Genomic DNA, 22,465 nt, shown 5'->3' with positions numbered 1-22,465 from the left:
GGGCAGGTTCGCCGGACTCAGGTGCCCGGTCGGCTGCCGGAACTCACCGCATTCGTGGGTGATCTTCACTCGCACCGACGCGTCGTGGGCCGACAGGCCCAGGGTGCGGCGCAGGAACGGGATGATTTTGCCGGTCCCGGATTCCTCGGGCAGGGCGCGTTCGTGGGCTTCGATGATCAGCTTCGAATCCAGTGCCGAGAGTCGGCGGATGGAGGTTTCCAGCTGCTGCATCAAGGCCACGACCTCGGTATTGGAGAACTCGAGGCGACCGTGTCGGACCGAATTCGACACGGCTTCGACCGCGGCCCCCAGTTCGGTGATCCCGCAGTTCTCGAATGTCACCCCGTTCGAATCCATGTGCTAATTCTACCGCTTTCATGATCTCAGCGATAGACGAATTCCATTGTTATATAAGGTATTTCAGAATTGCCGCACCGTCAGAAATCTGGTCAACAAAGCGGCCAGTCGGCCTTATTCCTTGCCGGTAATTGCGGCGGGCGTCGAAAGCAATACTGTCGCAAGCGTTTCGGCGACGAATCGCTCGGCGTCGACGCCCGACCAACCGCGGTCGGCGAGTAGTGACCGATACACGTCGTACGTGGTGAGGGCATACATGATGTCGGCGGCACGCTCGGGCGACAGGCCGGGCTTGAGTGCGCCCTTGGCCGCGAGTTCCGGGGTGATGTGGCGGGGACCGTCGTACCGGCCCTGTTCGGCCGCGGTCAGAAAGGCGCTCACCTCGGGATCGACCGCGGCGGTGACTCGCATGATGTCGAGCAGGCCCATATAGCGTTCGGCGACGGTGCGCATGTGCGCGGCGTACAGCGCGAGCTGGCGAACCGGATCAGGTTCGGCGAAAAGCTCACGGACCCAGGCGCGTTCGGGCGGCGGCGTCGAGGCCTCTTCCTCGGGCCCGGCGACGAGGACCGCCGCGGCCTCCGCGAGCACGCCGACCTTGGTGCCGAACGCCTGATAGATGGTCTGTACGTGCACCCCCGCGGCATCCGCGATGGCCTGCAGCGTGGTCGCACCGTAGCCGCGTTCGGCGAACAGTGTGGCCGCGGCCTCGGCGACCCGGCGTTTCGTCGCCTGCCGGCGGCGGGCGCGATTGTCTGCGGTTGACATGCTCCTCATCGTATCTATAGTTCACTATATAGTGCGCTATAGCGATGGGAGGATCGGACTATGCGCGTGCTGATCTCGACGACTCCGATGGAGGGCGTGTTCGCGCCGGTCGCGCCCTTGGCGCGGGAGCTGCTGACGCAGGGGCATGAGGTCTTGGTCGCGACGGCACCGCAGCTCATGCGGCGCGTCGGTGCGGCCGGGCTGGCGGCGGTGGCGGCCGGACCGGATGCGCCCGAGGCGGCCGCCGCGGCGGTGGCACTGCCGGAATTCGCTGCGGGGCAACAGCCCTGGCGGATCGGCGCGGTCATGTTCAGCCGGGTCATGGCACCGCGGAAGACGACCGACCTGCTCGAGATCGTCGAGGAGTTCGAGCCACAGGTGATCGTGCACGCGCCCGTCGATTTGGCCGCGCCGCTGGTGGCGAGGGTCTGCAAGATTCCGTCCCTCACCTACGGGACGGGTCTGCTGCTGGAGCCGGAACTGATCGCGGCCATGGCCGAATGGGTTGCGCCGCTGTGGCATTCGTTCGGCATCGAGCCCGATGCGCACGCCGGTCTCTATCGCTACGGCTACCTCGACCCGGTCCCCGCCAGCCTGCAACCCGACCTCGGTCCCGTGGCCGGCATCGCGAGACCGATCCGACCGGCGGTATCCGGCAGCGTGGACGACGAACTGCCCGAGGCCATTCAGCGGATGGGCCGCAGGCCGCTGGTGTATGTGTCCCTGGGCACCGTCCCGATCTTCAACCAACCCCCGGCCTTCGGGCCGCTGCTGGCGGGATTGGCCGATCTGGATATCGATGTCGTCACCACGGTCGGCACCGAGACCGTCCCCTCGGACCTCGGACCGTTACCCGCCAATGTCCATGTGGCACAGTGGCTGTCGTTGGCCGCCCTGCTTCCGCACTGTGACGCGGTGCTCTGCCACGCCGGTGCGGGTACGACGCTCGCCGCGCTGTCACACGGGATTCCGTTGGTACTGTCCCCGCGCGGCGCGGACCAGTTCCCCACCGCGAGCGCGTGTGCCGCGACCGGGGTGGCGCGGGTGCTGACACCTGATCGGGTCACCCCCGACGCCGTGCGTGACGCAATGGAATCGGTACTGACCGAGCAGTCGTATCGCGCGGCTGCCGAACGTCTGCGTGTCGAGATCTCCGATCGGCCGTCGGCGGCGACCGTCGCGGCTGAACTGCCGCGCTACGTTCGCGAAGCGTGACCCGGCGCGGAGTGCGTCACGACCTTCAGTTGCGCTGAGCGACTCTTGGAGCGCGGCAATGGCCTCACGTTGATCCTCACCCTGTTCGGTCAGTGTCAAACGAAACGCGCGGCGGTCGGTCGCGTCGGGTGTGCGGCGTATGAGGCCCTCCCGTTCCAGGCGGTCGACCAACGGGGTGACTGCCCGAGCGGTGACTCCCAGGCGATCGGCGAGTTCGCGCATGCGGATGTCGGGGCGGTGGATGAGCTCACTGTTCCGCAACTCGCCGCGACCACCGGACGCCGCTTTGTCCGGCTACCGCGGCGCGTGCTGCGTGCGATGGGTCCCGAGTCGCGAATGTTCTTCTGGTTCCGCGAATCCGGCTATCAGGCCGACATTCCCGCGCTGCGTCGCTGCCATCCGGGCCTCCTGACCGCGGGAATGGATGGCCACCCGCCGATGAGTCGACGGGTGGCCGTGGTGCTGCTCAGTTGAGGGGGTACTGGCCGGGTGGGTAGGTGCCGGTTCCGCCACCGCCGGTGCCGCCCGCGGTGATGAGGTCCTGGGCGAACTGCAGTGCGGCCGAGCCGATGGAGAGGATGTCGTGGCCGAGGGTGCCGACGTTCTGGGCGAGGGTCGAGAGCATGGCTGGTCCTCCGGTTCTACGCGGGGATGACGATCTTCAGGGTGACACAGACTGGACGGCCATGATCGGGAATCGGCCGCAGGGGGTCTGACGGCGCGGTCTGCCCGCGGCAGAAAAATACTTATTTCACACATCGGCGCGTCATTAGTTCGCGCCGACAATTCGCCCGGAGCTCCTGATACGGTCCCGACGGATTTGCGTCCGGATACGCCGAAGCCCTTCTGGCTGGGTATCGAAAGAATGGAGGATCCGCACCAATGCGAATTGCTTGGCTCGTCGGCGCTGTGCTGGCGGGAATCGCACTGTTCGCGCCTTTGGCGGCCGGGGACAACCCGGATTTACCCTCGACCATCGAAACGCTCTCGGCGAGTGCGGCGTCGGCGGGTGTGTCGGTCGGCGGTGGCATGCCGCCCCCTACTTTCGGCCTGCCGTCCTGGTGGCAGGGCGGAGTCTGCGATCCGGAAACCAACCCCGGCAGCGTGGAAATCGGCCGTTGGGGTGATCTCATCGCGTGCGGCCCCAATAACGACGCGGTTTCCGCGGCCGACCCACATGTCGGATGGGGTGGGGCGTTGGAATGGGAATGCGTTGAGCTCAGCGAGCGATATCTGAACCAGCGATATCACCTGCCGACCGTCTCGGTGAACGGCGACATCCTGGTGGATACGTATTTCGATCCGGTGATTCAAGCGCGGTTGGGCTTCGATATGTCCCGGACTCCGCTGATTCGCATATATCCGGGCCAAGGTCGCGTGCCCGTGCCCGGCGATGTGCTCAGCCTCGGGCAGGACGCGAGCCCCGGCCACACCGGTGTCGTCACGGCTTCGCTGGTGTCGGCCGACGGCAACGGGGTCGTCACGATGATCAATCAGAACCGATACCGCGGCGCACCGGGTTCGGCCTTCGTGGTGATCAGGATCGTCGGCGGGGTGCCGCAGTCGCTGGGACAGCTCGCGGTGATCGACTGGATCCACGACACCTCCTCCGACGCCCGGTGAGCCAGGCGCGAGCGGTCTAGAGATCCCGGGAGTGCTTGTAGGCCACCGCGAAGATGCGGCGGAAGGGCAGCCAGGTGGTGCCGTCTGGCTGCCGGGGGTAGACCGAGCGCAGCATCGGGGCGAGTTCGGTGCGGAAGGCCTGCCAGTCGGCATCGTCGAGCGCATCCCGCACCGGCCGCAACGCGGTGCCCGTCAACCACTCCAGCACCGGGTCGTCGCCGGTCAGCGGCTGCAAATACGTTGTCTCCCAGGCGTCCACACGACAGCCCGCCGCCGTCAGCACGCCGGCGTAACCGGCCGGATCCGGGACCGCCTGGCGCTCGAGGATGCCCGCGTCCGCGAGCTTGTCGTACCAGCGCTCGGTGGAGGCGAGTCCGTGGATCGCGAGATGTGAAGGGGCGTCGAAGTTTCCGGGAACCTGCAAGGCGAACCAAGCGCCCGTCGGGAGGGCGTCGATCCAATCGGGAAGCAACGCAAGGTGATCCGGCACCCATTGCAGCACCGCATTGGTGATCACCACATCGGTGTCCGGCGCGGGTTTCCAGTCGCGGACGTCGGCGACCGTGGCATCTATCCCGTATTCCCTTGCCGCTTCGACCATTTCGGGTGAGGAGTCGAACGCCTCGATGGTCGCCTCCGGCCATCGCTCCGCCAGCGTCACGGTGAGGTTTCCGGGTCCGCAGCCCAGATCGGCCACCCGTCGCGGCTTGTCCGCGCCGACCCGGTTCACCAGGTCGAAGAATGGCCGTGCGCGCAGGTCGTCGAAGGCGAGGTACTTGTCCGGATCCCACATGGGCCGCTCCGATCGTGTCGAAATCCCAAACCGTACGTCTGTACTGTATTCCCGCCCGGCGGCCGGGTGCAAGGATGGTGGCGGTCGGTTTCCTCGGGTGGGGGACCCGGTTATGAATGGGATTGCATCGTCGTGCATAATCATTTGCAGGACGACGGAGCGCGCCACAGCAGAGCCGATACGGCTCGGGACCGCAGCGCACCGGCCCGGGACCTATAAGCACAATCGAGGAGCACACGGACTATGACGAAGCGCGTCGTACTCGCCTACTCCGGCGGGCTGGACACCTCTGTCGCCATCAGCTGGATCGCCAAGGAGACCGGCGCGGAGGTCGTGGCCGTCGCCATCGATCTGGGCCAGGGTGGCGAGGACATGAACGACGTGCGCCAGCGTGCGCTGGACTGCGGCGCGGTCGAGTCCATCGTCGTGGACGCCCGCGACGAGTTCGCGAACGAATACTGCCTGCCGACCATTCAGGCCAACGCCCTCTACATGGGCCGCTACCCGCTGGTCTCGGCCATCTCCCGGCCGCTGATCGTCAAGCACCTGGTCGAGGCCGCCGAATACCATGGCGCGGACACCGTTTCGCACGGCTGCACCGGCAAGGGCAATGACCAGGTCCGCTTCGAGGTCGGCATCGGCGCGCTCGCGCCCGACCTGAAGGTCATCGCGCCGGTCCGCGACTACGCCTGGACCCGCGAGAAGGCCATCGAGTTCGCGGGTGAGAACAACCTGCCGATCAACGTCTCCAAGAAGTCGCCGTTCTCGATCGACCAGAACCTGTGGGGCCGCGCGGTCGAGACCGGGTTCCTCGAGGATCTGTGGAACGCGCCGACCAAGGACGTCTACGACTACACCGTCGACCCGACCGTCAACTTCGAGGCTCCCGACGAGCTCATCGTCACCTTCGACAAGGGTGTGCCGGTCGCCATCGACGGGCGCCCGGTGACCATGCTCGAGGCCATCACCGAGCTGAACAAGCGGGCCGGCCGGCAGGGCGTGGGTCGCCTCGACATGGTCGAGGACCGGCTCGTGGGCATCAAGTCGCGTGAGATCTACGAGGCCCCCGGTGCCATCGCGCTGATCACCGCGCACCAGGAGATGGAAGCGGTCACCATCGAGCGCGAGCTGGGTCGCTACAAGCGGCAGGTCGAGCAGCGTTGGGGCGAGCTGGTGTACGACGGCCTGTGGTACTCGCCGCTGAAGCGCGCGCTCGACGCGTTCGTGGCCGAGACCCAGCAGCACGTGTCCGGCGATGTGCGGATGGTCCTGCACGGCGGCAGCGTCGTGGTCAACGGCCGCCGCTCGGACGAGTCGCTCTACGACTTCAACCTGGCCACCTACGACGAGGGCGACACCTTCGACCAGTCGCTGGCCAAGGGCTTCGTGCAGATCCACGGCCTGTCCTCCAAGGTCGCGGCCCGCCGGGATCTCAACAGCAAGTAGTAGCCTGCGACCGAGACCTCGGCCGAAGGAGACGCGCCCATGCGAACCGATGACGACAGTTGGGACATCACGGAGAGCGTGGGCGCGACGGCCCTCGGGGTCGCGGCCATTCGCGCCTACGAGAGCAGCCGCGAGGATGCGCTGTTCCGGGATCCGTATGCGGCGAAGCTGGTCGGCGCGGTGGGGTCCGAGGGCTGGAACTCCCTGATGGCAGGGCGGCTCGGTGGCCAGAATGTCAGCGACGGCGAGCTGCGCGGCTGGTCGATGGGCAGTGTCCTGGTTGCTCGCACGCTGTACTTCGACGAGTATTTCGCCGCGGCCGTGCGTGCCGGGATCCGGCAGATCGTGATCCTGGCCGCCGGGCTCGACGCGCGTGCCTACCGGATCGAATGGCCTTCCGGCACCCGGGTTTTCGAGCTCGACCAGCCGAAGGTGCTGGCGTTCAAGGACCGGGTGCTCGCGGCCGAGGAGTTGACCGTCGACCGCCGGGAGGTGGCCGTCGATCTGCGGCAGGACTGGCCGAAGGCCCTGTTGGACAGGGGCTTCGAGCCAGGCGAACCCACCGCCTGGCTGGCGGAGGGGCTGCTGCGGTACCTGCCCGGCCACGCGCAGAACCGGTTGCTCGAGCAGGTGGTGGAACTGAGCGCGCCCGGCAGCCGGATGGCGTTGAACCTGGGCATGGGCCATGACCTGTCCGACGATCGGGAACGGCGTCGGAAGGTCATGGCGGAGGCGGGAATCCAGCTCGACCTGGAAAAACTGTTCTATTCATGGGAGGACCGCGCGGATCCCCGCGACTGGTTCGCCATGCACCGCTGGCTGGTGACCGAGGGTGACCCGGTGGCCGTGCTCGAAGACCACGGCCGCACCGTCCCCGAGGCGGCCAAGCCCGCGATGGGCGCACACATTCTGATGACCGCGACGAAACCGCGAGGAGACGAGACGCAATGACCCAGGGCGGCAGCACGAACGAAGGCGCGCTGTGGGGTGGACGCTTCGCGTCCGGCCCGGCCGCGGCCATGGCGGCGCTGAGCAAGTCGACCCACTTCGACTGGGCGCTCGCGCCGTACGACATCCGCGCCTCCAAAGCCCATGCGCGCGTGCTGCACAAGGCCGGGCTGCTCTCCGACGGCGATCTGACGGGCATGCTGGCGGGGCTGGATGCGCTGGCCGCCGACGTGGCCTCGGGTGCCTTCGGGCCCCTCGAATCCGATGAGGACGTGCACGGCGCGCTCGAGCGCGGTCTGATCGACCGGGTCGGGGCCGAGCTCGGTGGGCGGCTGCGCGCGGGGCGTTCGCGCAATGACCAGGTGGCCACGCTGTTCCGCATGTGGCTGCGGGATGCCATGCGGCACATCGCCTCCGGCGTGCTGGACGTGGTCGACGCGATCACCGAGCAGGCCGCCGCGCACCCGGACGCGGTCATGCCCGGCAAGACGCACCTGCAGGCCGCCCAGCCGGTGCTGCTGGCCCATCACCTGCTCGCGCACGCGCATCCGCTGCTGCGCGATATCGACCGGATTCGCGATTTCGACAAGCGGGCCGCGGTGTCGCCCTACGGTTCCGGCGCGCTGGCGGGTTCCTCGCTCGGCCTGGACCCGGAAGCCATTGCCGCCGAACTGAATTTCGACTCCTCCGCCGCGAACTCCATCGACGCCACGTCTTCTCGCGACTTCGCCGCCGAGGCCGCGTTCGTGCTGTCCATGATCGCCGTCGACCTCAGCCGCATGGCCGAAGAGGTGATCATCTGGAGCACACCGGAATTCGGGTACATCACCCTGGCCGACGCCTGGTCCACCGGGTCGTCGATCATGCCGCAGAAGAAGAACCCCGACGTCTCCGAGCTCACCCGCGGCAAGGCGGGTCGCCTCATCGGCAACCTGACCGGCCTGCTCGCGACCCTGAAGGCCCAGCCCCTGGCCTACAACCGCGACCTGCAGGAGGACAAGGAGCCGGTCTTCGACTCGGTGGCCCAGCTGGAGCTGCTGCTCCCCGCCATCGCGGGCCTGGTCTCGACCCTGACCTTCCACACCGACCGCATGGCCGAACTCGCCCCGGCGGGCTTCACCCTCGCCACGGATATTGCCGAATGGCTTGTCCGACAGGGTGTCCCGTTCCGTGTCGCCCACGAGGCCGCGGGCGGCTGCGTCCGTGCCGCCGAGGCGCGCGGCGTCGGCCTGGACGAACTCACCGACGAGGAATTCGCCGCCGTCGACCCGGCCCTGACCCCGGGCGTGCGCGAGGTCCTCACCGTCCAGGGCTCCATCGCCTCCCGCAATGCGCGCGGCGGCACCGCGGGCACCCAGGTCGCCAAGCAGCTCGAAGAGGTCCGCGGCACCGCCGCCACCCAACGCGCCTGGCTGAGCTGACAGGTTCCAATCGACAACGGCCCGTTGGGTTCCCACACCGGAACCCAACGGGCCGTTCGTCATCCGCGTCGGTAGTTCATATGTTTCGCGGCGGGTACGGCCGCACGTCCAACGCCGTGCACCTTCCCATTCGCGCCCGGCTGTTGCTGCTTCTTTCCCTTACCCCGCCGTTCGCGCCGCGAAAGCGACTGATCGGCGGGCTGTTCAGAGGGGATTTCGGGCAGCGGAAAACGCTCAGGCATGAGTCCTCCTAGAAATATGCGTGACCGACTAACCGGTAAGCCGCCGGTCGAGATCGGGAATTAGCGAATCGCGCTCAGGAGAACAAGAACAGCCACATGCTGAGCACTGTAACCACGAGCGCACATCCACCGCATCCCATTTATTTCTCGTCGCCCGGTTTGGTCCGTTCCAGCACGTCAGCGAACTCGGCGCGCAGCTTGTCGTCCGGTTCGATCGCCATGGCCTCGCTGACCAGGGAGCGGCAGTCGGCAGGCAGGGCCTGACCGTACAACTGGTCCAGAGCTCGTAAGCCGATGCGGCGCAGTCGTACACCGGCTGCGCGGAGCGCGGTTCGGATCAATGGCAGAGCGTCGGCTGGTTCCACGGTGGGGACGACGTGACCTAGAAGGATCTCGAGGATGTGCTCCTCGGTCGAAGACCAGAACCCTCCACCTGGTTCCGGACCCGAGGCGATCTCGTCCAAGGGCAGCAATTGGCAGGCCAGACGGACAAGGTCCGGGTACTCGGGCTCGGGCGTGTGATTGGCTACCCATTGCCAGACATACCCATGGTGGGGAGGTCGCCGCAGGCGTGCCAGGGCGTGCGGATACGCGTCGATGCCGACGTCCGCCGCGCTCGCGAGGGCCCGGTTGAAGTCGTGGTCATCGGCCGGATGGGTCAAGGAGTTCCGGACGTGATCGAACCAGTCGGGTTGCGCGAGTAGCGCGGTGTATCGGTCGAGAAGGTGTGAGACGTCGGCGGGCGACCACGCCAGTTCGGGTGGAAGCTCCCTGAGCAGTAGCGATTTCACGCGCCGGGCGGCACCGATCCGGGTCAAGTTCGGAGCTGTGGCGGCGAGTAATTCCCCGAATCTGGTGAGGACGGGGAGGGCATCGGGATAGTGGCGGATATCGGCGGCCGGACCACCCCAGGAGACGAGCGCGTCGAGGATTTCGGCTGCGCCGTCGAGGAGTTCGGGGTCGATGTCCGGTTCGAGCAAGGCATTGTGGAGATCGCCCGCGGTGGCGGCGATGTGGGCGAGGTACTCGTTCATGATTCGATTGCGGAAGCCCTCGCGCAGCAGCCAGGACTTGATGTCGGGGTCCTGGGTTCGTCGCAGCCGCTCGACGGCGTGAATGCGACCCCAGCCGTCGACACGACATGCCAGCCGGTGGATCGCCTGATCGCGATCGGGCTGGGTATTGGCCAGTGCGACAACGGCATAGAGGGTCAGGTCCTCCAAAGCACCGAGGAGCGACAGCAATTCCTGATCGCGGGCATCGCCTGCCACACCCAACATGACAATGCCGAGTGCTACCGCGTTGCGGCGCGTGCCGTGTTCGGCGAGCCACCGCGCCAGGGAGCGCAGATCCTCCCGTGGCGAATCGAGGGTCCCCAGCGCTTCGACCAGGTCGTCGGCGACATCCAGCGCCTCGTAATCCGCGAGCTGATCGTGCAGGGCGGTCAGGGATTCGCCCTCGGGTGTCGCAAGCACCGCGGTGATTGCATCGATCAAGGCGTTGACGGGTGGGGACTCGCTGGCCGCACCGCCGTGATGGGTTCGAATGCCGTCGAGAACGGTCGAATTCAGGAATTGCGATTCGGCGGATTGCTCGTCCGGGAGTGGGCTGCCGCCGTTCGGCCACGGGCCGGGGCCGTGCAATGCCGTGAGGCTGAGGGCGTGGGAGAGAAAAGTGGTTCGGGCATCCGGGGTTTCGGGAGCCGACCACTGGCCGGGGGTCACCGGCAGGGGCGCATCGCGCCCTTTCCATGAGTAGAGATCACGGCCACACCATAGTCCGAGTCATGTTCGCGGACAAGACAATGCCCATCACCTCGAGGACGACCGGCCCGCGTGCCATCTATTGCGGGTGTCACGCATGCGGCCGGGGAAGGTGGCCGGAGCCACCCCTTGCGGCATGAAGTTAATAAGACTAACTTGGAGGTTAATCAAGTTAACTAGACCGGAGTTGTCATCATGTCCACCACTGTCGCCCACTTTCGTCGTGACGTCCTCGCCTCCGTTCCCGCTGCTGTCGGTATCGCCTATTCGGTCTCCTGGATCGCGGGGCTGTCGGTGGGTGCGCCCGCTCCGGTCTTCGCCGATTCCGGTGAGGAGATCGTGCGTGAACTGTCAGGGCATGCCGGTGTGGTTGCCGCCCAGTTCCTCCTGACCGAGGGGCTGCCCGCGATCGGGCTGGCGGTGGTGTCGGTGGCGTTGGCCCGTGCCGCGCGTTCGCCGCTGACCGCGCGGTTCGCCGCTGTGAGTGGAGGTGGGGCGGCGTTGATTTCGTTCGCGCAGTTTCTGCTCGGGCTCGCGCTCGCCCGCACCGGATCGGCCGATGTCGCGCATGCGCTCTTCGAATCGGTGAATCGGTTGGACGGGGTGAAGATGTTCCTGCTGGCGGGGCTGGGCGTCGCCGCGGCGCGAAGCCGGGTGCTGCCGCGCTGGCTCGATGTCGCTGCCATTGCCATGGCGGTGGCGATCGTGGCCTCGGGGATCGGGTATCTGTTGCTGATCCAAGGTCTTGCGACGCTGGCCTATGTGTCCGGGCCTCTGCTGCTGGTCGTCATCACCGGGACCGGCGTCGTGCTGGGCCGCAAGGGTCGGTGAGCAGATGGCGCGCGTGGGGCTGACGCCGGAGCGGATCATCGCCGAAGCCGCCGCGGTGGCCGATGAAGTGGGGCTGGAACGGCTCACGCTGGCCGCGGTGGCGCAGCGGTGCGGTGTCTCTCTTCCCGGTCTCTACAAGCACATCGACAATCTCGAGGCAGTCAAGCGTGAGCTGGCGATCGTGTCGGTCGGGGAGCTGGCGACGGCTCTCGCCGATGCGACCGCCGGTCTGTCCGGTCGCGACGCGTTGCGCGCGATCTGCACCGCTTACCGTGATTACGCGCGCGCCCGTCCCGGCCGCTACGCCGCGGGCATCGTCGCGCCCGACGCCGACGATGACACCTACCTCGCGGCCGCCGGCCGCGCCTACCAAGTACTCACCGCCGCCTTGCGCGGCTACCAGCTCGCCGAGAGCGACCTCGTCCACGCGGTCCGCATGGTCCGCACCGTGTGCCACGGCATGGTCACCCTCGAAATCGCCGGTGGCTTCGGGCTTCCCGAATCGGTGGACGACACCTTCGAACGGCTGCAAGACGCGCTGCACAGCCAGTTTTCGTACCAGCGCACTGAATGACCATGGCACACCGGTAGATAGAGAGAAATCGTGACCGCACAAGATCCGAAGATCGCCGCCATCGCCGCCTTCTTCGACGCCTACGCCCGCTACGACCTCGACGGTATGCGCGCCGTCCTCACCGACGACATCACCTGGACCATTCCGGGCCGCCACCCGCTTTCGGGCACCAAACACGGAATCGACGAGGTGGTCGAGTTCTTCAATCAGCTGTCCAAGGCCGGAATGAAGGCCGAGACGTTCTTCCTGGAAGCCAATGACGACTATGTCGTCGACATCCACCGCGGCTACTCCACCGCTGGAAACGGCGCGGTCGACACCATCTGGGCCCTGGTGTGGCATTTCGACGCCGACGGCAAGGTCGACCGCGTGGTGAACCTGTCCGGCGACCAGCATCAGATGGACAACTACGTCTGGCAGAACTACAGCCTCGCCCCACTGCCCACCCGACTGGCGTAGATCCGAGACCAACCCAACGATTACACCGCAGGTTGGGATACCCCGGTGAACGACCGATTGCCCGCCGCCGAGTCACGGTGGCGGGCAATCGGATTCGGCGAAGTCAGCACAGGGCCTTGCGGAGGGTTTCGGTGATCTGGGCTTCGACCTTCGGGGTCATGGCCCGCAGGGCGAAGTGGGTGGGCCAGGCGTCGCCGTCGTCGAGGCTGGCGATGTCGTTGAAGCCCAGGGTGCCGTAGCGGGTCTTGAACTTGCTGGCGGCCTGGTAGAAGCAGAGGATCTTGCCGTCGAGCAGGTAGGCGGGCATGCCGTACCAGGTCTTGCAGGTGAGTTGGGGGGCCACGGATTTGATCAGGGTGTGCAGGGCACTGGCGATTTCGTGGTCCGCGCCGGTCATTTCGGCGATCTTGGCGAGCACTTCCTGCTCGGCCTCGGCCGCGGCATTGGCGGATTTGGCGCGGCGGGCGGCGGCCTTCAGTTCCGCGGCATGGCTCTTCATGGCGGCGCGCTCTTCGGCGCTGAAGGTGACGGCGGTCTTCTGGGCGGTGGCGGACTTGGTGGCCATGATGGAATCCTTTGTGAGAGTTGGCGAGTGGGGGAGTGAGGGTCAGCGGTCCTGGATGAGGCCCAGGATGTTTCCGTCGATGTCGGCGACGGTGGCGACCAGGCGGCCTCCGCCCACTTCGCGGGCGGGCTGCTCGACGGTGGCGCCCGCGGCGGTGAGGGCGGCCAGCTTCGCCTCGATATCGGTGACGTGCCAGTAGGAGACGGGGTTGGTCATGGACTGTGGGCCGCCCTCGGGCACCAGGCCGATGTGCTGGCCCTCGGCCTCGAAGCCGACGTAGTACGGGGAGTCGGTTTGCGGGTCGATGCCCAGCAGCGCGGCGTACACGGTCTTGGCGGCGGCCAGATCGGAGACGGGGTGCAGGACCGTCCTGATGCCCATCGTGGTCATGATCTCTCCTGTTCGGCGGTCTTTTTCGGGTTGATCCCGGTGTGCATTCAGCTTCGCTTCGACCGGGGTGCGGTCACATCCGTGGTGACCACGGAATCCACCACGGAGTGCCATTCGGTATCCGTCCGTACCGTGCGCGGCGGGGTCGTGCGGCAGACTGACTCCATGGCTGTGACGTTGGAAATCTCCACCCGCGAGGCCGAGGTGCTCGAGCTGGTCGGCGAGCATCTCAGCAATGCCGAGATCGGTGCGCGACTGTTCATCTCGGTGCGTACGGTGGAGAGCCACGTGTCGTCGCTGCTGCGGAAGCTGGATGTGCCCGATCGCCGGGCGCTGGCCCAGCGGGCCGCCGCGTCGCGTCCCGCGAGCCCGCGACCCGCGCCCGCGCTGCCGAAGCCGTTGACCTCGTTCATCGGTCGTTCGCGTGAGCGGGCCGAGCTGGCGGAACTGATCAAGACGCAGCGGCAGGTGACCGCGGTCGGGCCGGGCGGGGTGGGTAAAACGCGGCTCGCGCTCGCGGTGGCGTCTGAGGTGGCCGCCGAATTCGCCGACGGCGTGTGGTTCGTCGACCTGGTGCCGCTCGCCAGCCCCGACGTCTGCGTGGTCGCGGGCACCGTAGCCATGGCGCTCGGTATCGGGGAACAGCCGGGCCGCGCCTTCGATCGCGCCGTACTGTCCACCCTCGCGGACCGGAACGCGCTGCTGGTGCTGGACAATTGCGAACACGTGCGGGACGGCGTCGCGCCGTTCCTGGAGCAGCTGCTCGAATCATGCCCGGGTGTAAGCGTATTGGCGACCAGTCGCGCGCGGCTCATGGTGCCGTTCGAACGCGCGTACGCCGTGCCGCCGATGTCGCTGGCGGGGGAGGGCGGTTCGGACGCGGTCGAGCTTTTCATGGATCGCGCGGCGGCGGGCGGCTGGCCGCCCAACCACGCCATGCGCGATCAGGTCGCGGGCTTCTGCGAGCGCCTCGACGGCGTGGCGCTGGCCATCGAGCTGGCGGCCGCCCGCTGGACCACCCTCGGACTGGACGGTCTCGCAGCCGGTTTGGACGATCAGCTGCGCATGCTGGAGGGCGGCGCGCGCTCCGACGACCGGCACCGCTCGGTGCGCGCCGCGCTGGATTGGAGTCACGCCCTGCTCGAGCCCGAGGATCGGGTGTTGCTGCGCCGAATCTCGGTCTTCATGACCGCCTTCCCGGTCGAGGCCGCCGCCGCGGTCGCGGGCGTCGAAAAGGGCGTGGTCGCAGCCGGATTGGCGCGGCTCGCGGAACAGAGCCTGCTCGTGGTGGCGGACACGCCGATCGGAACCCAATTCCGCGCGCTCGAGACCATTCGTCAGTACGGGCTCGAACAGCTCGAGGCAGCCGGCGAGATCGCAGACACCCGGGCCGCTCACCTCCGCTGGTGTCTGACCGCGGCGAGCGAACTGTCCACGGCTCGCACCGACTCGCGTCCCCGATTCGACTCCGTCGCAGACGATTTCCGCGTGGCGCTCGGCTGGGCCGCCGAACAACCCGATCGGCGAGCCGAGGCACACGGCCTGGCGCGACACTTCGCGCACCTGCTGTTCGCCCGCCACTTCACCGGCGAATCCCAGTGGCGCTACCAACAAGCCGCCTACTTCTGCGACGACCCGTCGACCTCCGCCGAACTCCTGCGCCACGCCGCCGCGGCCGCCGGATGCCAGGGCAACGGCGACGACATGTACCGCCTCTACCGCGATGCCGCCGACTTCGCCCGCCGCGCGGGCGATTCCGTGGCCGCCGCCACCGACCTGGCCAACGCCGCGGCCGCCGCCCATCGCTTCTGGGACAGATTCGAGCATCTGCCCGCCCGCGAGGAGCTCGTCGCGCTCATTGCCGAAGCGCAGCGGTTGACCGAGGACGTCGACTCCGAATCCACGGGCATCGCTCGCGCGGCCATCGCCGTCGCGGAGGCCGCCGTCTTGTCGGATCCGTTCGGTGTGGACCTGGAAGTCTCCGAAGGTTCGGCGGCGGAATCGGTTTCGCGGGCCGAGCGGGCGGTCGAGTTGGCGCGGGCGGTCCGTGATCCGTTTGCCGAGTCCGCGGCGCTGGATACGCTCGCGGCCGCTCGGAGTCGGGGTGGGGATCTCGCGGGCGCGGCGGCCACCGCGCGGCAGCGGATTCGGCTGTTGTCCACCACGCCCGATACGCCGGTGGGCACCCTCGAGTTGCTCGATGCGCTCGGGCAGGCCACCGAATTCGGGCTCGGCGCGGGAGACTTCTCGGGCGCGCGGCGGTGGGCGCGGCAGTTGGCCGAGCATCCGATGTTGGCGGAGGTCGGACACACGGCGACCAGTCGGCTGCTGGTGGCGGATGCTTTGGCGGGCAATGTGGATGAGGTGCTCACGCACGGCGCGCGTTTTCTCGAGGCGTGGCAGCGCGAGGACCGCCCGGCCCGGTCGGCGCTGGGCGCGGCGGTGGCCGGTGTCCGCATGATTCACGGATTGCGCGACGACTTCGACGCCGAACGCGAATGGACCGGCGTCCTACAGCAACTCGACACCCCCGCCTCGGACACCGACGGCTACCAGGCGGTCTTCGACGCCCTGCTGATGCTGCACCACGGCCAGCCGATCGACGCCCTGGAACGCACCGCGCTGACGAGCGCCGAGGCCCGGACCCGGGTCGCGGGCGCGTGGTTCCCCTGGTACGTGGCCCTGCACGCCGAGGCCGCCGCACTCGCCGGAACGCCGACCGCCGCAACCGATCTCGCCCAAGCCCGCCCGGCGGTCGCCGCAAACCCGGTGGCGACCGCCATCATCGACCGCACCGAGGCCCTGCTGACCCACGATCGCGACCGACTGCTGTCCACCACAACCGCTTTCGACGCCGCGGGCTGCGTCTACCAGTCGGCCCGCACGAGAATCCTCGCGGGTGGCGACGAAGCGGTCCGGGGCGCGACCACTATCACCGAACTCGGCCTGGCCCCGATGTCCACACCCGTGCACCTGTAGCTCGGCGTCGGGAATCGGTTCGCGCGGTGGCAGGTCGGCGCGGGTGTCAGGCCCGTATCAGCTCCGTGGCAGGCGGTCCGGGCACGGTGGTCGACATGTCGAACAACAGCATGACCCCCGCCGCGGCGACCCGGAACGAGCTGGTCGCGCGGCTGCTGAGCGACCGTCACTCGCTGCCGCTGTCGGTCGTCCTGCACCTGCTGCCCGGGGCCCTGATCGTCGCCGCGTATCTGCTCATCGGGCAACCGTTCATCCGGGCCATTCACTACCCGACCCTGCTGGGGTGGGCAATCGCCCTGTGCCTGGTGCTGATACCGATCCTGCTGGGACTGCTGTGGCTGGGTCGCCGGGTCGAGGGCCGCCCGTCCCTCGCCGCGCTGCGCTACATCGACCGACCGCTGCCGCGCGGAAAGCTGGTGGCGCTGGTCGTCCCGCTCATCGTGTGGATGACGGTGCTGAGCGTCGTCACCGGACCGGTGAATCGCTTCTTCCTCCACCATTTCTTCGGCTGGGTCCCCTTCACCTCCGGCGCGGGCAGCTTCACCGGATTCATGGACGGGTACTCGCACTCGACCATGGTCGTCACGATGCTGATCTGCCTGCCGTTGACCGGCCTGTCCCTCCCGCTGATCGAGGAGCTGTACTTCCGCGGTTTCCTGCTGCCCCGCCTGGCCCATCTGGGCGGCTGGGCGCCGGTGGTCAGCGCGATCCTGTTCTCGCTCTACCACTTCTGGACACCGTGGGTGTTCGTCTCGCGGGTGTTGTTCATGTTCCCGGGATTCTGGCTCGCCTGGCGGCACCGGGACATCCGCGTGTCGATCGGCATGCACGTCGGCGTGACCTCGACCATGGCGGCCTTCGGCGCCCTCGCCGTCGTCCTGAATCTGGTGTGAGACCCCGCCTCCGAAAACACGTGTGCGACGCGGCATTCGGGCCGCGTCGCACAATCGGGTGTCGAGGGTCAGCCGCACACCTTGACCGCGTCGGCCTTGCGCTGGGCGTAGACCGGCAGGGTGGCGCGAGTGGCGTCGGGCACGTGGGCGAGCAGCTCCCAATTGCTGCCGTTCCAGTTCAGGACGTCGACGGTCTTGCCGGTGCGGTTCCAGTACGACACCAGGCGGTCGCCGTACCCGGCATTGCCGATGTCGTGCAGGAAGCAGCCGCTGTCGACCTGGACGACCATGCTGCCGGTGCCGTCGACATTGTCCCAACCACAGAATGTGCCGCCCGGGCAGTCGTAGCCCGCCGCCGAGGCCGGGGCGGCCGCGACGACCGCACCACCCGCGACCGTCCCCACGGTCAGCACGGCGGCCGCTACGGCTCCCCGAATGCTCTTGGCCCGGTGAATGTTCCTCATAATGGTCCCCTTCTTACCTGTCATAAGTAGCCTTCCCGGCTTGCCTCACCCTGACCGGCCCGACCAACGAACGACCAATAGTCGACTAATCACGCAGGTCAGAAACCGGGATTCGCGATGGCGCGGAAGCCGATCGGCGACGCGTAGCTATCCTTCGGCTATGACCTTGGTGCTGCTGGGATTGGCCATTGCGTGTGAGGTGACGGCGACGGTGTCGCTCAAGATCTCGGAAGGGTTCAGCAAGCTGGTGCCCTCGATCATCGTGGTGATCGGATACGGGGCGGCGTTCTACTTCCTGTCGCAGGCGTTGAAGCGGGGGATGGCCATCGGGGTGGCGTACGGGATCTGGTCGGCGGTGGGCGTGGTGGCGGTGGCGACCATCGGGGCGCTGTTTCTGGACGAGCACATCACGCCGGTGCAGATCGGCGGAATCGTGCTCGTCATCGCGGGGGTGTTGGCGCTGGAACTGGGTGGGGCGCACTGAGTTTGTCGGGAAGCACCGAGTTCCGGAGAAGTCACGGTCAATCCTGTACGCGCACCACGTATCCGGCGGTCTCCAGCGCGTCGAGGACCTCGTCGCGGTGGGTGGGGCCGCGGGTTTCGAGGGTGAGCAGGACCTCCACCTCGTCGATGGCCAGCCACGCGCCGGTGCGGGAGTGGACCACGTCCAGCACGCTCGCGCCGGTGCGGCCCAGCTCGGCCAGCAGGCGCGAGAGGCTGCCGGGGCGGTCGGAGATGGTGACGCGGGCGGCCAGGTAGCGGCCCGCCGCGCTGAGACCGTGGCCGATGACCCGGGTCAGCAGCAAGGGATCGATATTGCCGCCGGACAGGATGGCGCACACCGGGCCCTCGACGGCGAGTTCGCCCGGGGCGCAAGCCATCAGGGCCGCGGCGGCCGCGGCGCCGGCGGGCTCGACAATGAGCTTCGCGCGTTCCATGCACAGCAGCAGCGCCTTGGACAGCGCGTCCTCGTCGACCGTCACGATGGTGGGCGCGCTCGCCACGATGTGCTCGAAGGGCACCTCGCCGGGCAGTCCGACCGCGATACCGTCGGCCATGGTCGCCATCTGCTCCAGGGCCACCGGCTTGCCCGCCGCCAGCGACGCGGGCCAGGCGGCGGCCTCCGCGGCCTGCACGCCGATCACCCGCACCTGGGGCTTCAACCGTTGCAGTGCGGCGGCCACACCGGCCAGCAGTCCACCGCCACCCGTGGGCACCAGCACCGTGCCGACATCCGGTAGCTGATCCAGGATTTCGAGCCCGCAGGTGGCCTGCCCGGCCACGATGTCGAGGTGGTCGAACGGATGCACCAGCGTCGCCCCGGTGTTCTCGGCGAATTCCCGTGCGGCGGACAGGGATTGGTCGATGGTGTCGCCGACCTGGTAGACGGTCGCCCCATAGGCCTTGGTGGCCATGAGTTTCGGCAGCGACGCCCCGACCGGCATGAACACCGTCGACTCGATCCCCAGCGAGGTCGCCGACCAGGCCACACCCTGGGCGTGATTGCCCGCGCTGGCCGCCACCACACCCAGCGCCCGCTCGCCCTCGGACAGATTCGCGATCCGGTTGTAGGCCCCGCGCGGTTTGAACGAGCCGGTGCGCTGCAGGTTCTCGCATTTCAAGAACACCTCGTGACCGATGCGCTCCGACAGCACCCGCGACGCCACCACGGGCGTCCGCCGAATCACCGGTGCCAGCAGGGTCGCCGCCGCTTCGATCCGCGCCATGAGCTCCATGGCGGCCATGTTGCCAGGGATTCACTCCTGTGTCGCCGGTCGGCGGTAAACAGACACGGCGTGTGACCGGCAATCCGGGGCGCGAGCCCGCGGCGGGTTTATGTTCACTGCGATCGTCGCAGTTCAGCAGCCTTTTCGCGCCATCCGCCCGCCAGAGAGGTCAGCCATGCGCAGGATCGTGCCCGCGGTCGCCACCGCCCGTTCGGTCGTGAAAGCCGGGTCGATCGCGAAAGCGGGGTCGATCGCGAAAGTCATGGCCGCCCTGACCGTTTCCGCGGTCTCGGCCATCGCGCCCCTCACCGCCGCGCCCGCGCACGCCGATTCGATCGGCAGCTGCAGTGGCGGCGACTTCCGCTGGACCGCGGTCGATGGCGCGATCACCATGACCCCGACCCTGCTCACCTTCAATTCGGTGGGCCGCCTGTGGGGCTGCACCGGCTACCCGGGCATCACCTCGGCGACCTTCACCGGCCAGCACATCGCCTGGTCGGACTGCATGCACCCGGCCGACGGCCCGCTCACCGTCTGGATCAATTGGGACAATGGCGATTCGAGTACGCTCTGGGGCCCCTGGCCGGTCGGCATGGCGCAGCCGACGGTCGGGCCGCTGCAGGTGGTGGACGGTTTCGGGCTCGGCAATCGGGTTCGGGTCAGCGCCACCTACGAGATGATGACCCCGCAGATGGTGATGGGCTGTCTCGGACCGGGCGTGCCCACCGGCGTCGGGACGCTCAGCGCGAGCATGATGTGAGATTCCTGTCGACCGGCCGAAAGATATATGGGTCACGCAATAGCCGGGAAACCGAAAAGCAATCCGAGGGCAACGGCCTTTTCCTACCTTGAGCCCACCACGTTCGGCTCCCTGATCGGATGCACCCCATGACCGATATCGTCTCGCCCGCGACAACCGCGGAATCCCCTGCGGCGGAATCCGCTCCAGACTACGACCCCCGGCTCACCAATGACGATCTCGCCCCGCTGAAGAAGCAGACCTGGGGCGCGTACCACATCTTCGCGTTCTGGATGTCGGATGTGCACAGCGTCGGCGGATACGTCACGGCGGGCAGCCTTTTCGCGCTCGGCCTGGCCGGCTGGCAGGTGCTGGCCGCGCTGCTCATCGGCATCACGATCGTATATTTTCTGTGCAATCTGGTGGCCGCGCCCAGCCAGCGCGCGGGCGTGCCGTATCCGGTGATGTGCCGCAGCGCCTTCGGGGTGCGCGGTGCCAATATCCCGGCCATCATTCGCGGTCTGATCGCGGTGGCCTGGTACGGGATTCAGACCTATCTGGCCTCGGCGGCGCTGATCGTGGTGGCGGTCAAGCTGTTCCCGAGCCTCGCGCCCTACGCGGTCTCGCGCGACTACGGATTCCTCGGACTGTCGCTGCTGGGCTGGTGCGCCTACCTGGTGCTGTGGGTGGTGCAGGCCGCCGTGTTCTGGCAGGGGATGGAGTCGATCCGCAAGTTCATCGACTTCTGCGGTCCCGCCGTATATGTCGTGATGTTCTTCCTGTGCGGGTACCTGATCTACAAGGCCGGATGGGGCTCGATCAACCTGCAGCTGGGCTCGGTGAAATACCACGGCTGGGACGCGCTGCCGGTGGTCCTGGGCGCGATCGCGCTGGTCGTGTCCTACTTCTGCGGGCCCATGCTGAACTTCGGCGACTTCTCCCGCTACAGCAAGTCCATGGCCGCGGTGAAGCGCGGCAACCTGCTCGGACTGCCCGTCAACTTCCTGGCGTTCTCGCTGCTGGTGGTGATCACGGCGTCGCTGACCATCCCGGTGTACGGCGAACTCATCACCGACCCGGTCGAGACGGTCTCGCGCATCGACTCCACCTTCGCCATCGTGCTGGGCGCGCTGACCTTCACCATCGCCACCGTCGGCATCAATATCGTCGCCAACTTCATCTCCCCGGCCTTCGACTTCTCGCACGTGAGCCCGCAGAAGATCAGCTGGCGGATGGGCGGGATGATCGCGGCGGTCGGGTCGGTGCTGATCACGCCGTGGAATCTGTACAACAACCCCGACGTCATCCACTACACCCTCGAGGTGCTGGGCGCGTTCATCGGGCCGCTGTTCGGAGTGCTGATCGCAGACTACTACCTGGTGCGCAAGCGGGAGATCGCGGTGGACGCGCTGTTCACCATGGCCGAGACCGGAAAGTACTGGTATCGCGGGGGATTCAATCCGGTCGCGGTGATCGCCACGGTGGTCGGGGCCATCGCGGCGGTGTTCCCGGTGCTGGCCAAGGATGTGTACGGGATGCACACCGCCGCGCAGTACAGCTGGTTCATCGGGTGCGGGCTGGCGCTGGTCATCTACTACGGCCTGGCCACGCGCACAAAGCTCATGGCCACGGTGTAGAGGTGAGATCCCTGGTAGCGGAGTCGCCGCTGCCAGGGATTTGCTGTCTAGTGATAAATGTCCTTCTCCCATTGTGTTTCGCGCTACATAATCCGCACTGTCCGGGGTATTAAAGAGCACAGCCGGAAAATATGCTTTTCGGAAACGGAATTAGTACCGTTGATCTCATGCAGCTCTCCCGGTTCACAGATCTCGGCTTGCGGTCGCTCATGCGCCTGGCGGTCAGCAGTGGGGCCGAGGAGCGAGTCACCGTGAAACTGATTGCGCGACAGGTGAACGCCTCCGAGAACTATGTCGCCAAGGCCGTCTCCCGGCTCGCCGAACTCGGCTATGTCGAGTCGCAGCGCGGGCGCACCGGCGGGATCTTCCTGACCGAGGCCGGACGGACCACGACCATCGGCACCATTGTCCGGCAGCTCGAATGCGATAACGAAGTCATCGAGTGTGTGGGCGACAATCCTTGCCCGATTGCGAATGCCTGCCGTTTGCGGGGAGTGCTCGCGACCGCGCAGCAGGCCTTCTACGCCGAACTCGATCGGTACCTGCTCGCGGATCTGGTCGATCAGCGCACGGTGGAGCTGCTGCACGCGCCGGTATTCCCGGTGGCATCTCTCATCGACAGCTAGGAGAC

At 67.3% G+C, this 22,465-nt stretch carries 24 protein-coding genes and 1 pseudogene; 15 read left to right on the top strand and 10 right to left on the bottom strand.

Going from position 1 to position 22,465, the window contains the following annotated elements:
• On the bottom strand, positions 1-357 hold a 357-nt coding region (locus tag VMT65_RS38320), incomplete at its 3' end, for a hypothetical protein (RefSeq protein ID WP_326313656.1).
• A 114-nt stretch (positions 358-471) separates the two neighbouring features.
• Positions 472-1,125 (bottom strand): TetR/AcrR family transcriptional regulator, encoded by a 654-nt coding sequence (locus VMT65_RS38315; RefSeq protein ID WP_326313655.1) that lies wholly within the window; start codon positions 1,123-1,125, stop codon positions 472-474.
• 60 nt (positions 1,126-1,185) lie between these two features.
• On the opposite strand from VMT65_RS38315, the gene VMT65_RS38310 reads away from it, so the two are divergent.
• Positions 1,186-2,340, top strand: a complete 1,155-nt coding sequence (locus VMT65_RS38310) for a glycosyltransferase (protein ID WP_326313654.1) — start codon at positions 1,186-1,188, stop codon at positions 2,338-2,340.
• A 138-nt stretch (positions 2,341-2,478) separates the two neighbouring features.
• On the opposite strand, the pseudogene VMT65_RS38540 reads toward VMT65_RS38310, so the two are convergent.
• Positions 2,479-2,562 (bottom strand): annotated as a pseudogene (locus VMT65_RS38540) (MarR family transcriptional regulator); the annotation flags it as partial.
• A gap of 15 nt (positions 2,563-2,577) precedes the next feature.
• Here VMT65_RS38540 and VMT65_RS38535 point away from each other — a divergent pair.
• Entirely contained in the window at positions 2,578-2,814 is a 237-nt protein-coding gene (locus VMT65_RS38535) for a hypothetical protein (RefSeq protein WP_442790398.1), read from the top strand.
• Here the strand turns inward: VMT65_RS38535 and VMT65_RS38300 are convergent.
• Positions 2,807-2,965, bottom strand: coding sequence for a hypothetical protein (locus VMT65_RS38300; protein ID WP_326313652.1), 159 nt, complete (start codon positions 2,963-2,965; stop codon positions 2,807-2,809). The genes VMT65_RS38535 and VMT65_RS38300 overlap by 8 nt on opposite strands.
• Before the next feature lie 257 nt (positions 2,966-3,222).
• On the opposite strand from VMT65_RS38300, the gene VMT65_RS38295 reads away from it, so the two are divergent.
• The gene (locus tag VMT65_RS38295) at positions 3,223-3,963 is read left to right on the top strand and encodes a hypothetical protein (RefSeq protein WP_326313651.1); all 741 of its coding nucleotides are present in this window, start codon (positions 3,223-3,225) and stop codon (positions 3,961-3,963) included.
• A gap of 16 nt (positions 3,964-3,979) precedes the next feature.
• On the opposite strand, the gene VMT65_RS38290 is transcribed toward VMT65_RS38295, so the two are convergent.
• On the bottom strand, positions 3,980-4,756 hold the full coding sequence (locus VMT65_RS38290; RefSeq protein ID WP_326313650.1) for a trans-aconitate 2-methyltransferase: 777 nt from the start codon (positions 4,754-4,756) through the stop codon (positions 3,980-3,982).
• Between the two features lie 243 nt (positions 4,757-4,999).
• Between VMT65_RS38290 and VMT65_RS38285 the strand changes: the two genes are divergently transcribed.
• The 3 genes from VMT65_RS38285 to argH are packed head-to-tail and all read left to right on the top strand — an operon-like array spanning position 5,000 to position 8,571.
• Entirely contained in the window at positions 5,000-6,202 is a 1,203-nt protein-coding gene (locus tag VMT65_RS38285; RefSeq protein WP_326313649.1) for an argininosuccinate synthase, read from the top strand.
• A gap of 39 nt (positions 6,203-6,241) precedes the next feature.
• Positions 6,242-7,153 carry a class I SAM-dependent methyltransferase gene (locus tag VMT65_RS38280; protein ID WP_326313648.1) on the top strand — a complete coding sequence of 304 codons (912 nt, stop codon included), beginning with the start codon at positions 6,242-6,244 and terminating at the stop codon, positions 7,151-7,153.
• Positions 7,150-8,571 carry an argininosuccinate lyase gene (gene argH, locus VMT65_RS38275; RefSeq protein WP_326313647.1) on the top strand — a complete coding sequence of 474 codons (1,422 nt, stop codon included), beginning with the start codon at positions 7,150-7,152 and terminating at the stop codon, positions 8,569-8,571. The genes VMT65_RS38280 and argH overlap by 4 nt, the downstream gene beginning before the upstream one ends.
• A gap of 382 nt (positions 8,572-8,953) precedes the next feature.
• Here argH and VMT65_RS38270 read toward each other — a convergent pair whose 3' ends face one another.
• Positions 8,954-10,537 carry a hypothetical protein gene (locus VMT65_RS38270; RefSeq protein ID WP_326313646.1) on the bottom strand — a complete coding sequence of 528 codons (1,584 nt, stop codon included), beginning with the start codon at positions 10,535-10,537 and terminating at the stop codon, positions 8,954-8,956.
• Between the two features lie 234 nt (positions 10,538-10,771).
• Here VMT65_RS38270 and VMT65_RS38265 point away from each other — a divergent pair, with 234 nt between their 5' ends.
• Genes VMT65_RS38265 through VMT65_RS38255 form a run of 3 tightly spaced genes read left to right on the top strand, consistent with a single transcriptional unit; the run spans position 10,772 to position 12,440 of the window.
• A complete protein-coding gene (locus tag VMT65_RS38265) occupies positions 10,772-11,407 on the top strand; it encodes a hypothetical protein (RefSeq protein ID WP_326313645.1) in 636 nt (211 codons plus the stop codon).
• 4 nt (positions 11,408-11,411) lie between these two features.
• Positions 11,412-11,981 (top strand): TetR-like C-terminal domain-containing protein, encoded by a 570-nt coding sequence (locus VMT65_RS38260; RefSeq protein ID WP_326313644.1) that lies wholly within the window; start codon positions 11,412-11,414, stop codon positions 11,979-11,981.
• Positions 11,982-12,011: 30 nt separating this feature from the next.
• Positions 12,012-12,440: a nuclear transport factor 2 family protein gene (locus VMT65_RS38255; protein ID WP_326313643.1), complete on the top strand. Its 429-nt coding sequence runs from the start codon at positions 12,012-12,014 to the stop codon at positions 12,438-12,440.
• A gap of 103 nt (positions 12,441-12,543) precedes the next feature.
• Here the strand turns inward: VMT65_RS38255 and VMT65_RS38250 are convergent, their stop codons facing one another.
• Entirely contained in the window at positions 12,544-13,005 is a 462-nt protein-coding gene (locus VMT65_RS38250) for an iron chaperone (protein WP_326313642.1), read from the bottom strand.
• Positions 13,006-13,047: 42 nt separating this feature from the next.
• Entirely contained in the window at positions 13,048-13,395 is a 348-nt protein-coding gene (locus VMT65_RS38245) for a VOC family protein (RefSeq protein ID WP_326313641.1), read from the bottom strand.
• Positions 13,396-13,560: 165 nt separating this feature from the next.
• Between VMT65_RS38245 and VMT65_RS38240 the strand changes: the two genes are divergently transcribed.
• Positions 13,561-16,374: an ATP-binding protein gene (locus VMT65_RS38240; protein WP_326313640.1), complete on the top strand. Its 2,814-nt coding sequence runs from the start codon at positions 13,561-13,563 to the stop codon at positions 16,372-16,374.
• A gap of 95 nt (positions 16,375-16,469) precedes the next feature.
• The gene (locus tag VMT65_RS38235) at positions 16,470-17,267 is read left to right on the top strand and encodes a CPBP family intramembrane glutamic endopeptidase (RefSeq protein WP_326313639.1); all 798 of its coding nucleotides are present in this window, start codon (positions 16,470-16,472) and stop codon (positions 17,265-17,267) included.
• A 68-nt stretch (positions 17,268-17,335) separates the two neighbouring features.
• Here the strand turns inward: VMT65_RS38235 and VMT65_RS38230 are convergent, their stop codons facing one another.
• Positions 17,336-17,731 carry a peptidase inhibitor family I36 protein gene (locus tag VMT65_RS38230; RefSeq protein WP_326313638.1) on the bottom strand — a complete coding sequence of 132 codons (396 nt, stop codon included), beginning with the start codon at positions 17,729-17,731 and terminating at the stop codon, positions 17,336-17,338.
• Between the two features lie 160 nt (positions 17,732-17,891).
• Between VMT65_RS38230 and VMT65_RS38225 the strand changes: the two genes are divergently transcribed.
• Positions 17,892-18,215: a DMT family transporter gene (locus VMT65_RS38225; protein ID WP_326313637.1), complete on the top strand. Its 324-nt coding sequence runs from the start codon at positions 17,892-17,894 to the stop codon at positions 18,213-18,215.
• Between the two features lie 37 nt (positions 18,216-18,252).
• On the opposite strand, the gene ilvA is transcribed toward VMT65_RS38225, so the two are convergent.
• Entirely contained in the window at positions 18,253-19,476 is a 1,224-nt protein-coding gene (ilvA, locus tag VMT65_RS38220) for a threonine ammonia-lyase (protein WP_326313636.1), read from the bottom strand.
• A gap of 157 nt (positions 19,477-19,633) precedes the next feature.
• On the opposite strand from ilvA, the gene VMT65_RS38215 reads away from it, so the two are divergent.
• The 3 genes from VMT65_RS38215 to VMT65_RS38205 all read left to right on the top strand — a co-directional run bounded on the left by VMT65_RS38215 (position 19,634) and on the right by VMT65_RS38205 (position 22,460).
• The gene (locus VMT65_RS38215) at positions 19,634-20,218 is read left to right on the top strand and encodes a hypothetical protein (protein ID WP_326313635.1); all 585 of its coding nucleotides are present in this window, start codon (positions 19,634-19,636) and stop codon (positions 20,216-20,218) included.
• A 128-nt stretch (positions 20,219-20,346) separates the two neighbouring features.
• Complete coding sequence (locus tag VMT65_RS38210) at positions 20,347-21,834, top strand: NCS1 family nucleobase:cation symporter-1 (protein ID WP_326313634.1); 1,488 nt, start codon at positions 20,347-20,349, stop codon at positions 21,832-21,834.
• Positions 21,835-22,001: 167 nt separating this feature from the next.
• Positions 22,002-22,460, top strand: a complete 459-nt coding sequence (locus tag VMT65_RS38205) for an RrF2 family transcriptional regulator (protein ID WP_326313633.1) — start codon at positions 22,002-22,004, stop codon at positions 22,458-22,460.
• Positions 22,461-22,465 lie beyond the last annotated feature (5 nt).

Source organism: Nocardia sp. CDC153 (genome assembly GCF_035818515.1).
Lineage (GTDB): Bacteria > Actinomycetota > Actinomycetes > Mycobacteriales > Mycobacteriaceae > Nocardia.
Note: the sequence above shows the minus strand (reverse complement) of the source record. Positions and strands in the feature narration are given on the sequence as shown.